This window comes from Selenomonadales bacterium 4137-cl, from assembly GCA_032334055.1.
Taxonomy (GTDB): domain Bacteria; phylum Bacillota; class Negativicutes; order Sporomusales; family UBA7701; genus Anaeroselena; species Anaeroselena agilis.
Map to the genome: position 1 here is coordinate 1,849,152 of JAUOZS010000001.1, position 12,193 is coordinate 1,861,344.

Sequence of the window (12,193 nt, forward strand, 5' to 3'; positions counted from 1 at the left end):
TCAAAATCTGCCTTGCCCGTTCGTCTGCTCCACAATCCTCATAACCTCGGCCACAAACCCGCCAATACCGGGAATATTCAAAAGAATCACCCGGCGCATCAGCTCCAGCATCAGCGCGAAAATCAGCGTCGCCCCGATCGCGATCCCCAGCCCCCTGGCCAGCCCGGCCGCGAAATTAAGCAGCAAAAGTCGCACCGGTCGCTGCATCAGCTCCACATACCCGGCGACGTTCATCTTTTCCAGATACTGCGCCAGCCGCTCGAGCTGGGCGGCGATCACATCCGCCCTATCTACGTTCTGCGCCATCGGCATACCCCCATATTGCCTAGTATCCCCGTGCGCCAGCAAATAATAAGGCGGCCGGAATTTCTCCTCCCGCCGCCGCGCTCAAAGCCGCTTTTGTGATTGCTCGCCTTGCTGAGATTAAGAAAGAGAGCCTGCGGTCACCCCGCAGGCCCTCTAAAGGAGTGTATGCGTATATAATCCGGGAGCTTACGGTCCTAGGACGGTACAGCCCGTTCCCAGAACTTTGGGTCCACGGTTATATCCCTAAGCACCGGCGTAAAAGCCCGCCTAACCCGCTAAAACCCGCCTTCGCTTCCTCCGCCCAAATGAAAACCGGGGCCTCCGCCCCGGTTTTCATCCTTCCAAATGCTTATCCTCGATCCGCGAAAACAGCCCCCCGGCGATAAGCCCTGCACCGAGAATAATCATCGTATTCGCCACCGACCAATCCGCCAACAGGCCAATCAACGGATTGACCGCCACGATCGCCAACGTCCGGCACATCGAGGTCGCCGACAACACCGTCGCCCGCTTGTCTGAGGGGATGTGCCGATTCATATACGCGCTGAAAACCGCCACCCGCGGCAAGCTGAAAGTGAAGCCCGCCACAATCAGTACCGCCACCGCCGCCAGACTGTCCGTCAGCCCCAGCAGTACGTACGCAACGCCCGCCGTCGTCACCGACGCCGTCAGCAGCCGCCGCTTCGACCCCAGCACCCCCTCCAGCCGCTCTACATTGCTCAAAAACCCGATCTGGCCCAGGCACGCCGCCGCATGGACAACCCCGTAATACGCCACCGGCAACCCAGCCGCGGCCAACAACGGCTGATAGAGCCAGATAAGCCCCCACGCCAGCGCGCTAGTCACCGCCAGCTCGGCCGTAAGCAGCAGCAGTGCCCGGTTGGTCGCGAAAAACCGTCCTCCCTCGCGAAGGATCGTCATATAGCCCTGCCTGGGTGCGCCCGCCTCCCGCACCGGCGGCTCCTTTAGTGAACAGGCCAGCGCGAGCGCAGCCAGCGCCGGCAGCACGTAAAACCGCAGCGGCGCATCGTAGCCGAAATGTCCCGCGATGAAGCCGCCTGCAACAGCCGCCACAACAATGCCCCCAAGCTTGAACGACTCCATCGCCGCCAGCGTCCGTTTCGCCCCGCTCTCCAGCCCGGAAGCCTTCAGGCTGTCGTAGGCCAGCGCCTCGTCCGCCCCCGAATGGAGCGTAAACGCCGCGGCGAACAACACCTCGGCCGTCAAAAAAACGTGATAATCAGGTTTGCTCACATATAACAGCGCCGCCACCGCCGCGATAAGGCTACCCGCCATCAGCGACGCCCGTCGGCCGAGAAAATCAGCCACCGTTCCGGTAGGCACCTCAAGGAGAAAAATCCATAGCATGAACCACGAATTCAGGAACAGCACCTGCGAAAGCTTCAAACCGCCCCACTCGGTATAAAAGGGGATCAAGACCGCCGAGAAAAAGTGCATCCAAAAAAACAGCCGGATACCCATCAATTTCCAAATATTAGCTTCATATCCATGCTGCGGGGACATCTATCCCCCCTCCTTTCCGCAGGGCAATTTTTCCAATTATAGACCGAATCCCCGCCCCCGTCAACCCTCCTCCGCTCAAACAAAAACCGGGGCCTCCGCCCCGGTTTTTCAATCATCGTCCTGTCACTCCGTAAACTGATACATCTTCAGCGACGCATCCTGCAGATCGCGGGCGAGCGTGGTAAGCTGCTCGCTCTCCTTGGCGATCTCCTGCACGGACGACGCCTGATCGACGATATTCGCATCGATATCGTCCACCATGCCGCCGAGATTGCCCACGCCGTTCTGGATGCGCTTCAGCGACGCCGTGATGCTCTTCACCGACTCGGCGCTAACCCCGGCCAGCTTGCGCACCTCCTCGGCCACCACCCCGAAGCCCCGGCCCATCTCGCCCACCCGCGCCGCCTCGATGGCGGCGTTCAGACCCAGCAGGTTGGTCTGCTCGGCCACATTGCGGATAAAGCTCACGATTTCGTCCGTCTCCTTGGTGAACTTCAGCAGCTCGCCGCTCAGCTCCTCCAGCTTCTTGCTGGCCGCGGACAGCTCGCTCGACTTCGCCGCCAGCTCTTCCAAATTGGCGTTCATCGTCTCCGAAGACTGGGACAGCTTCGCCGCCCCACCCGTCAACCGCAGGTAGCCCTCCACCGTTCCGGTCGTCGTCACCACCCCGGCCGCCCTGTCCCCGTCCATGATCGGCATCGCGCAGACAACATAAGCCACCCCGTGGGCCGACTTCTCCTGCGGTACCAGGCGGACGATCCGCCGCTTGCCTTCCATCGCCTCGGCGGACACCTTGCCCTTCATCTGCTCGCCGGCCTTATACTTCAGGTCGAGATCGCCCCCCGGCGCGTACGCGGTAATGATCCCGTCCTTTACCACCGACACCCCCAGGCTCAGCGGGGTAGCGTCGTCGAGATACGGGGCAACGATCTTGAACGCCTCCAGCACCTCTTCAGCCGTATACTCTTCTGCCATGTCAGCCTCCCGTGCAAAAGTAATCCTCGACATAATTCGCCAACCGTTTCCATTTTCCTGCAAAACCGGCAAAAAACGAGAAACCCCGGAGGATCGTTGCCTCCGGGGTTTATATCCTACAACTGCTTCACTACGGCCGCGCACCTTGGGCACAGCGCCGCGTGCTCGGCGTCGGCGCCCACACTCTCGCTGTAGATCCAGCACCGCTCGCACTTCGCGCCGCCGGCCGGCGCCACCGCCACCGCCAGCGCCAACTCCTCGGCGCGGTAAGCGTCCTGGGGAGCCCGCTGAGTTCCCTCGGTCACCTTCACCTGCGACACGATCAGAATGGTCGCCAGATCGTCCTTCACCGCCATCAGGTGGCGGTAATCGTCGCCGTCCGCCCACAGCTCGACCGCCGCATCCAGTGAATGGCCGATCGTCTTCGCCCGGCGGGCGTTCTCCAGCGCCTTCGTGATCTCGCCGCGGAGCGCCAGAATCTTATCCCACTTCGCCTCCAGGCCGGCATCCAGCCAGTCGCGCCGCTCCTGGGGCCACAGCACCATCTGCACGCTCTCCGGCATACCCTTGGCCTTCGGCATATGCTGCCAGGCCTCCTCGGTCGTAAACGACAGCACCGGCGAAAGCATCGCCACCAGCGTCACCAGGATATCGTACATCGCCGTCTGCGCCGCCCGCCGCTCCACCGAGCCCGGCACCGACGTATACAGGCGGTCTTTGAGGATATCGAGATAAAACGCCGACAGATCGACGGCGCAGAAATTGTGCACCGTATGATACAAAAGATGAAACTCGTAATCGTCGTACGCCTTCGTCACCTTCTGGCGCACCCGCTCCAGCCGCAGCAGCGCCCAGCGGTCGATCTCCAGCAGCTCCTCGTACTCCACCCGGTCCCTGTCGGGGTCGAACCCGGCCAGATTGCCGAGGATAAAGCGGAAAGTGTTGCGGATCTTGCGGTAAACCTCGGCAAGCTGTTTCAGGATGTCATTAGAAATGCGGATATCGGTCTTGTAATCCGCCGACGCCACCCACAGACGAAGGATCTCCGCCCCGTACTGCTTGATGACCTCCTGCGGATAAATCACATTACCCAGCGACTTCGACATCTTCCGGCCCTCGCCGTCCACCACGAACCCGTGGGTCAGCACCGAACGGTAAGGCGCCTGGCCGCGCGTCGCCACCGACGTTAAAAGCGACGACTGGAACCAGCCGCGATGCTGATCGCTGCCCTCCAGATACATCGACGTCGGCCATTCCAGCTCAGGCCGCACCTCGGCCACCGCCGCCCAGCTCGACCCGCTGTCGAACCACACGTCCATGATATCCGTCTCCTTGCGGAATTCCCCGTGGCTGCAGTGCGGGCACTTGAAGCCGGCCGGCAGAATCTCCGCCGCCTCGTACTTCCACCACGCATCCGACCCCTCGCGGCCGAAAAGCTCCTGCACCGCGCCGATCGTCTCATCGTTCACCACATGCTCGCCGCATTCCTTGCAATAGAAAATCGGGATCGGCACGCCCCACACCCGCTGGCGGGAAATACACCAGTCCTGGCGGTCGGCCACCATATTATGCATCCGCTCCTCGCCCCACGGCGGAATCCACTGCACATCGTCGATCGCCGCCAGCGCAGCCTCGCGGAAGCCCTCCACCGACGCGAACCACTGCTCCGTCGCCCGGTAAATCACCGGGCTCTTGCACCGCCAGCAGTGCGCGTACTGGTGGCGGAGCGACCCCTTGCCCAGCAGCAGGCCCCGCTGGGCCACCTCCTTCAGAATCGGCACATTCGCGTCCTCCACGAACATCCCCTTGAACATGCCGCCCTCGGCCGTGAACTTACCGGCGTGATCCACCGGATTGATCACCGGCAGACCGAACTTGACCCCCGTACCGAAGTCCTCCACCCCGTGCCCGGGAGCGGTATGCACGCAGCCCGTGCCCGCGTCCAGCGTCACATAATCGCCGGTCACCACCCGCGACTCGCGGTCAAAGAACGGGTGGCTGAACAGCATCCCCGCCAGCGTCTCGCCCTTCATCGGCTCGCCCAGCAGCGTATACTCGCCGAGCTTATTCGCCTCGGCCACCGTCTTCACCAGCTCGGCCGCCATCAGGTAAACCTCGCTGCCGAACTGAACCCACACATAATCGAACTCCGGATGAACCGCGATCCCCGTATTCGCCGGCAGCGTCCACGGCGTAGTCGTCCAGATCACGCAGTATACATTCGCGGCATCCACCCCGACCGGCAGATTGCCCTTATCGTCGATCAGCGGAAACTTAACGTAAATCGAATGCGACTTCTTCTCCGCATACTCGATCTCCGCCTCGGCCAGCGCCGTCTCGCACGTCGTGCACCAATAAACCGCCTTCAGACCCTTGTAAATGTAACCCTTCTTCGCCATCGCGCCGAAAACGCCGATCTGCTTGGCCTCGAACGACGGATGAAGCGTCACGTACGGATTGTCCCAGTCGCCCTGCACCCCCAGGCGCTTGAAATCCTCCCGCTGCATATCCAGGCACTTCAGCGCGTACTGCTTGCACTCGCGCCGCAGATCGAGAGCCTTCAGCTCATGGCGGTTAAGGCCGAGAATCTTGATCGCCGCATGCTCGATCGGCATCCCGTGCGTATCCCAGCCGGGAACGTACGGCGCGTCGTAGCCGCGCAGCGACTTATACTTCACGATAATATCCTTCAGCACCTTATTCAGCGCCGTACCGATATGGATGCTGCCGTTCGCGTACGGAGGCCCGTCGTGGAGGATGAACTTCGTCTTGCCCTTTGACGCCGCCAGCTTCTTATTATAAATATCGTTCTTCTCCCAGTACGCCAGAAGCTCAGGCTCCCGCTCCGGCAAACCAGCCCGCATCGGAAAATCCGTCTGCGGCAAATTCAAAGTCTTGCTGTAATCCATCCCAGCCACCTCCGTAAAATATAGACCAATAAACTTTTAACCCCGGCGTCCTTACCGTCCGCTCTCAACATTAATGCGCCGCGGCCGTTCAGAAGGCCGTAGATGCAAGGCGCACCGGATAAGCAGACACACAACGCTTTAGCGTTGATGTGGTCGCTTATACCTGAAAGGGTGCGAGCGCGCCGCGCCGCGTACTCGGACGTACGCAAGCAAGCGATCTGAGGAGCAACGCAGCAGATGCGGCCTTATCAACGGCCGCCAAAATAAAAGAGCCTCGCCCTAAAAGGGACGAGGTTATCTCGCGGTACCACCCTACTTGCTCACGCCACTTAAAACGTCTAACGCCCGTCGCGCGGCGGAGCCTACTGCCTTCGGTCCGCGGCTCGGGAGGGATCTTCGCCCCATCCGTCCTGCCGGGCTTCCACCGCCCCCGGCTCGCTGAAAAGATAAGGACAGGCTACTGTCTCCGTCATCGCCTTTAGTTATATACGAATACTGTATGCACAATATTATATACGAACGCGTCGCTTTTAGTCAAACTTTACCGTCGCCAGCGCAGCGAAAAAAGCCGCCTTGCCCACGCCGGCCACCCGCACCGTCTTATCCCGGCTCTTCAGCCCGGCCACGATGCTCACCCGGCTCTTGGCCACCCTCAGCAGCTCGGCGAACAACGCCGCACACGCGGCGTTAGCTGCGCCCTCCACCGGCGGCGACGTCAGCGCCACCCGGACGGCGTCCCCCGCCAGGCCGGTAACGGCGGAACGCGACGCGCGCGGCTGCACCCGCACCCGGAAAGTCACGCCCTCCGGCCCCTCTCTTACATCCAGCGCCGCAAAATCCACCGCTAGTTATCGTCCTCTTCCGCTTTCTGCAGCATCTCCAGCTGGGCCTGCAGCAGCGTGCGCATCCGCGTCCGGTAAATCTGGTACTGCTTCTGCAACTCCTCATACTCGCCATGCAAGCGGCGAACCTTCGACATCGCCTCGTCCACCAGCTTCTGGCCGCGGATCTCGGCCTCCTTGATCTGCAGCTCGCTCTCCTTGCGGGCGTTCAGCTTAACCTCCTCGGCCGTCTCCTGCGCGATCACCAGCGTGCTGTGGAGCGTATTCTCCATATGCTGGTAATGCTCAAGCTTGCTGTTCACCCGGTCGAGCGTCTCCTTCAGCTCGATGTTCTCGCGGTACAGCTTCTCGTAATCCTTGACAACCTCGTCGAGAAAGCCGTCCACCTCTTCCTCACTATAGCCGCGGAAGCCGCGTTTGAATTCTTTGTTGTGAATATCCAGCGGTGTAAGCATCTTTTCACTCCTCTTTCTTGGGCGGCGTCTAAAAAGTCCATCTGCGTTGTTGCTCCTGCGGGCGCTTGCTAGCGTACATCCAAGTACGCGCGATGCTGTTAAACCCGTCCTCTGCAAACCAAGCATACATACCTGGTCGCGGAGGAAACGGTGCTACGCGTCCTCGGGCGGCCCGCACATTGCACGAGCGATTATCAACGACTGGCGAAGAACGCTGATAAGGTCGGGGTAATCAGGACGTGCATCTGGAGCTTTTTAGCCAGCCGCCGGCAACCCGGAGATTTTAGCGCCGATACTCCTAAATAAACCTCTTCAAATAAATGCTCGTCCGGCCCTTCTTCGTCTGGCCGAGGATCTCCACCACCTCGACCCGGCCACGGCCGCGCATCGAGATGACATCCCCCGCCTTGATCGTCTGCGCGGGGCCCTTGGCGTCCTGCCAGTTCACCTTCACCTTCGCGGCCTCGATCTCCTCCGTCATCTGGCTGCGCGAAGTCCCGTAGCCGGCTGCCGCGATCGTATCCAGCCTGAGCGACGCCACCGTCGCCCGGATCTCCTTAACCTTCTCCTCGCGGGGCGCAATATCGGCCAGCGCGATCGGCGCTAGCTCCACCGGCGCCGCCCCGATCTTACGCAGATTGTCCTTGATAAACCCGGCCAGCGCCGCGTCGCAGACGATCTGGCAGCCGCGGCCGCCCATGACGATATCGCCCACCACCTCGCGCTTCACGCCCAGAGCCAGCACCGCCCCCAGCACATCGCGGTGGCTGATGCTCCAATAGCGCACATCCACCTCCGCCGCCAGGGCCGCCAGCTCGAAATCCGGCGTGCCGCGAAAATCCTCCTCCACAAACGCGGCCCGGACCCGTTCCGCTCCCTGATAGCCGCCGTCCGCCTCCAGCTTCACCCGCGGGTAATGGGCGGCCACCGTCTCGGCGATGCTGTAGCCGAAAGGATCGAGAAACTCGCTCACCTTATACCGTCTGCTCTTCAAAGCGCCCTCGGCCAGATCCACCAGCCGCGCGGCCAGATCCGACTCGCCGCTCGCGCGGTAAAAGCGCAGAATCTTTTCCCGTTCGCTCATTTATGCTTCTGCCCCATCTCGCGCGAGCGCTCCGCCGCCGCCACCACCGCGTCGATCAGCGCGGCCCGGACACCCTTTTGCTCCAGCACGTGCACCCCGGCGATCGTCGTACCCGCGGGCGACGTAACCATATCCCTGAGCTTCGCCGGGTGTTCGCCCGTCTCCAGCACCATCTTCGCCGCCCCGTAGAGCGTCTGCGCGGCCAGCGCGATCGCCGTCTGGCGGGGTAAACCCACCCGCACCCCGGCGTCCGCCAGCGCATCGATCATCACATATGCAAACGCCGGACCGCTGCCCGACAACCCGGTCACCGCGTCCATGGCGTCCTCTTTCACCGTCACCACCCGGCCCACCGACGCAAACAGCGCCGCGGCCGTCTCGCCGTCCCGCTCCGTCGCGTGGCGGCCGAGCGCGATCGCGCTCATTCCCGCCCCCACCGCCACCGGCGTATTCGGCATAACCCGCACGACCCGCAGCTCCGGCAGCATCTCTTCGAGCGCCGCAAGCTTGACCCCCGCGGCCACCGACACCACCAGCGTCGACTTCGCCACCGCGGGCGCAAGCGTCGCCAGCACCTCGCCGATAACCTGCGGCTTCACCGTCAGGAACAGCACATCCGGCCCGGCAGCGGCCGCCGCGGCCGAATCCCGCGCCGTCGCCACCGCATACGTCCTGGCCAAATAATCAAGGCGCTCAGCCGCCACATCGCATACCGTCAGCTGCCCGGCCTCGACCAAGCCGGCCTGCAGCATCCCGCGCACCAGCGCCTCGGCCATCGCGCCGCCGCCGACAAATAAAAACCTCTTATCCTTCAACATCTCTGTCCTCCTGAATCCGGCGGCCAAAAAACACTACTGCTTACTGTTCCAGGGCAGGATCATCCGCTCCAGGCTCTCCTCGCGGCTGTTGTAAGCAACATCGACATTATTGGGCGCGCACAAAAAAATATTATTGCCAATCTTCTGGATCGTCCCCCCGAGAGCATACGTCGTGCCGCTGATGAAATCGATCATCCGCTTGGCCACTTCCTTATCCGTATTCTCCAGGTTGATAACCACCGGCTTGCGGTTCTTCAGATGGTCGGCCACATGCTGGGCGTCGTCAAACACGAACGGCTCCACCACCATAACCTTCATCTGCTTGGGTTGGGCTGTCGGCAAATTCACGATATTCCCACCCTTCTTACCCTTGCTCTCGGGCTCCTCCTGGCGGGGGCGCTGCTGTTGCTGCTGGTCCTCCTCCACCGTCTCCACCGGCTCGAAAAGACCCAGGCTGCCCCAAACCTTCTCCATAAATTTCACGACGCTTCCCCCTTTTAGTAATGACGCGGACCGAAGATGGCCGTACCCACGCGCACCAGGTTGGCCCCCTCCTCCACCGCGACGCTGTAATCATTCGTCATCCCCATCGACAGCCACTCGATCGCCGTATTCGGCAGAGCGGCCGCCTTCAGGTCGGCGTACATCCCATATAGCTCCCGGAAAACCGGCCGGGCCAGCTCGGCATCCTCGTAAAAAGGCGCCATCGTCATCAAGCCGCACAGCCTCAAATGCTCCAGGCCGCTCACCAGCCTGGCCAGGTCCGTCAAACCGCCGGGCGCTATGCCCGACTTCGTATCCTCCCCAGCCACATTTACCTGGATAAGCACATCCTGGCGCTTGCCGGCCTTGGCCGCCACCCGCTCCACCTCCAGCGCCAGCTTCTCGCTGTCCAGCGAATGGATCAGCGTGAAAAGCGGCACCGCCTGGCGGACCTTATTCGTCTGCAGATGGCCGATCAGGTGCCACTCGGCCGGCGGCAGCAGCGCGGCCTTCGCCGTCGCCTCCTGCACCCGGTTCTCGCCCAGCGCCGCGGCCCCGGCCGCCAGCGCCTCGCGCACCTCGTCGGCGGAGTGATTCTTCGTCACCGCCACCACCTTCACCAGCGGCCCCGTCACCGGCGCTTCCCGCCGGCGGGCCACCGCAAGGTCGACGTTATGCCTGACGAGAGCCAGGTTTTCGGCGATAGACATGGACAAACCCCCTAATATTCCTTTCTATTCGCCCATAAACATAATTTTCCTCTTCTAGTCTCTCCTTGACATAAAAAAAACTTACATGAAGATGCGTAGAAAATCCATCTGCGGCGTTGCTCCTCGGATGTCGCGCTCGGCGTACGCACCCAAGTACGCCTGCGCGCGCATCCTCCGGCACGCCCTGCATCTGGAGCCTTCTACGCACCTTAACGTGAAGTTATGGAAAACGTTATGTAGTGTTTTCATATTTTAATGCAGTTTAATACCAACCTTAGCTGCTTTCGCAATTAGATAATTAACAAATGAAGAGCAAGCACATAGCATGAATAATGAATCTGTTGCATCAACAGTTGGTTCATCCATTAACTTGTGACGAACTCCCTTCTCGTCACTTGTATAAGCATAAATCTTTTGGAAACCTGCTTCTAATGCACCATGAATTGGTACCTTTTCTTTCAATTTTGATATAGCTTCATGTAAATCTGCGCCAGGTTTATTCGCAATTAGACAACATACGGCTTCTACTGCACTTATTGACTCTTTTATTGAGTTTCTGTAGTCTGGATTCTTCCGGTCGGAATAAAGTTCTAAAGCTCTATGTATATGAGTTTTAACTGCAACTATTGGCGTTTCAAGCGCATCGGAAATTGAGACCATTTCACTATTATCAATAATTGGGGTAATCAACTTTTCAATAAATCTATATCCTGCAACTTCTCTTTGTAATACTTTATTTACTCCTGTAATATATCTTGAAAGTTCTTCGCTACTAGGGTAGTGATTAGCAACAAATTCATGAAAATCATAGATGTCATCCCAATTCGCAGTTTTATGCCTATTTTTTAGATACTCTTTTGTATCGCCTGTAAAATCTGGCATTTCATCAATTGGTTGTTTGAAAAAGTTTATCCAAAGATTCCTCATTAGGAGTGCTACATATACTCCTCGCCTTTGGTCTAAATATTTTCCGCAAAAATTATCATAAAATATATTCCACAAACTATTTCGTAAATCATCATCCATAGATTCAATTTGAAGTACTTTTTCTTTCTTATATCCGTACCTTTGAGAAAAATTCATTTATAATCCCTCCGCTTGATTCTAAATATTGTCTTTCAATAAAACAATTGTTGTTCCTCCTTTGCGCTTACTAAAGCACACCAATAGCTCTTAGCATGCAGTTTTCCCCCCGGCGTTCATGGGTTCAGCCACCTTCAAGCGAGGCGGCGGCCGCTACTTGGCGAGAGAGCCGGTAACGGCGACCGGCGCGAGCCACGGACGGCGAGCGAGCCGCTATCGGTCAGGAGACCGTTAGCGGCGTACGGCCAGCCGTCGGCGACGAGCCTAGTAAGACCGCCGCCGCAGCGGGTGGTGAACCCATAATGCTGAGGAGAACTACACAAAGCTATCCCATTCTGTGACCCCTGCTCCCCGAAACCCTGCGCTACCCGCGCAGGGTTTCTCTTATACCGCCAACACAGCAAGAAAATACAATAATTCCCTCTCCCCGCCTGCGAAAATTGAACCGAACAACTACGAAGGGAGACAATAAAATGAAAGAACTCGAACAAATCCTCACCCGCCGAGCGGCCAACCGCGAGCGCCTCGAAAAGGAAGCCCCCGACCTTTTCGGCGGCTTCAACGAACTGATGAAGTACTACTACAAACCCGGCGCCCTCACCCGCCGCGACAAAGAACTCATGGCCGTCGCCGCCTCAGTCGCCACCCGCTGCATCCCCTGCCTCGGCAACCACCTCAACAACGCCATCGCCGCCGGCGCCACCCGCGAACAAGCCTTCGAAGCCGCCTCCATCGGCGTCGAATTCGGCGGCGGCCCCTCTTTCGTCGTCGTCCGCGACCACATGCCCGGCATGCTCGACGAAATCTTCGCCGCCAAACAGCCCTGAAAACCTCGCTCCTGCAACCCCGCCCCGCGCCGCCGGCGCGGGGTTTTCGTTCGCCCGCCGACGGAACCAACGGGAAAATTTCACCATATGGAACGTCCTTCGACGTTTTCCGACATTCTGCAGGTAAGTGTAAATAAATGTATAAATACTTACATAAAATCCTTCAACGCTTTTCCC

The 12,193-nt window shown here is 59.5% G+C and carries 12 protein-coding genes and 1 other annotated feature; of the genes, 1 reads left to right on the forward strand and 11 read right to left on the reverse strand.

All coding sequences use genetic code 11. From position 1 onward, the window contains the following. The 11 genes from Q4T40_09805 to Q4T40_09855 form a co-directional block, all read right to left on the reverse strand. Complete coding sequence (locus Q4T40_09805; protein MDT8901535.1) at nucleotides 1–306, reverse strand: DUF5665 domain-containing protein; 306 nt, start codon at nucleotides 304–306, stop codon at nucleotides 1–3. 333 nt (nucleotides 307–639) lie between these two features. Continuing rightward, nucleotides 640–1,764: an MFS transporter gene (locus Q4T40_09810; protein MDT8901536.1), complete on the reverse strand. Its 1,125-nt coding sequence runs from the start codon at nucleotides 1,762–1,764 to the stop codon at nucleotides 640–642. A gap of 189 nt (nucleotides 1,765–1,953) precedes the next feature. Then, nucleotides 1,954–2,805 carry a methyl-accepting chemotaxis protein gene (locus tag Q4T40_09815; protein ID MDT8901537.1) on the reverse strand — a complete coding sequence of 284 codons (852 nt, stop codon included), beginning with the start codon at nucleotides 2,803–2,805 and terminating at the stop codon, nucleotides 1,954–1,956. A 116-nt stretch (nucleotides 2,806–2,921) separates the two neighbouring features. Next, a complete protein-coding gene (gene ileS / locus Q4T40_09820) occupies nucleotides 2,922–5,714 on the reverse strand; it encodes an isoleucine--tRNA ligase (GenBank protein ID MDT8901538.1) in 2,793 nt (930 codons plus the stop codon). A gap of 281 nt (nucleotides 5,715–5,995) precedes the next feature. Beyond that, nucleotides 5,996–6,196, reverse strand: a binding site (T-box leader). A 48-nt stretch (nucleotides 6,197–6,244) separates the two neighbouring features. Beyond that, nucleotides 6,245–6,556, reverse strand: coding sequence for a DUF167 domain-containing protein (locus Q4T40_09825; protein ID MDT8901539.1), 312 nt, complete (start codon nucleotides 6,554–6,556; stop codon nucleotides 6,245–6,247). A gap of 2 nt (nucleotides 6,557–6,558) precedes the next feature. Beyond that, on the reverse strand, nucleotides 6,559–7,011 hold the full coding sequence (locus Q4T40_09830; GenBank protein ID MDT8901540.1) for a DivIVA domain-containing protein: 453 nt from the start codon (nucleotides 7,009–7,011) through the stop codon (nucleotides 6,559–6,561). A 298-nt stretch (nucleotides 7,012–7,309) separates the two neighbouring features. Further along, complete coding sequence (locus Q4T40_09835) at nucleotides 7,310–8,095, reverse strand: YlmH/Sll1252 family protein (GenBank protein ID MDT8901541.1); 786 nt, start codon at nucleotides 8,093–8,095, stop codon at nucleotides 7,310–7,312. Continuing rightward, the gene (gene proC / locus Q4T40_09840; GenBank protein ID MDT8901542.1) at nucleotides 8,092–8,913 is read right to left on the reverse strand and encodes a pyrroline-5-carboxylate reductase; all 822 of its coding nucleotides are present in this window, start codon (nucleotides 8,911–8,913) and stop codon (nucleotides 8,092–8,094) included. Before proC ends, Q4T40_09835 begins: the two co-directional genes overlap by 4 nt. A 33-nt stretch (nucleotides 8,914–8,946) precedes the next feature. Then, the gene (locus Q4T40_09845) at nucleotides 8,947–9,396 is read right to left on the reverse strand and encodes a cell division protein SepF (protein ID MDT8901543.1); all 450 of its coding nucleotides are present in this window, start codon (nucleotides 9,394–9,396) and stop codon (nucleotides 8,947–8,949) included. 14 nt (nucleotides 9,397–9,410) lie between these two features. Then, nucleotides 9,411–10,106, reverse strand: a complete 696-nt coding sequence (locus tag Q4T40_09850; protein ID MDT8901544.1) for a YggS family pyridoxal phosphate-dependent enzyme — start codon at nucleotides 10,104–10,106, stop codon at nucleotides 9,411–9,413. 252 nt (nucleotides 10,107–10,358) lie between these two features. Beyond that, nucleotides 10,359–11,189, reverse strand: a complete 831-nt coding sequence (locus Q4T40_09855) for a hypothetical protein (protein ID MDT8901545.1) — start codon at nucleotides 11,187–11,189, stop codon at nucleotides 10,359–10,361. 473 nt (nucleotides 11,190–11,662) lie between these two features. On the opposite strand from Q4T40_09855, the gene Q4T40_09860 reads away from it, so the two are divergent. Then, nucleotides 11,663–12,016, forward strand: a complete 354-nt coding sequence (locus Q4T40_09860; GenBank protein MDT8901546.1) for a carboxymuconolactone decarboxylase family protein — start codon at nucleotides 11,663–11,665, stop codon at nucleotides 12,014–12,016. The last annotated feature ends 177 nt before the right edge of the window (nucleotides 12,017–12,193 follow it).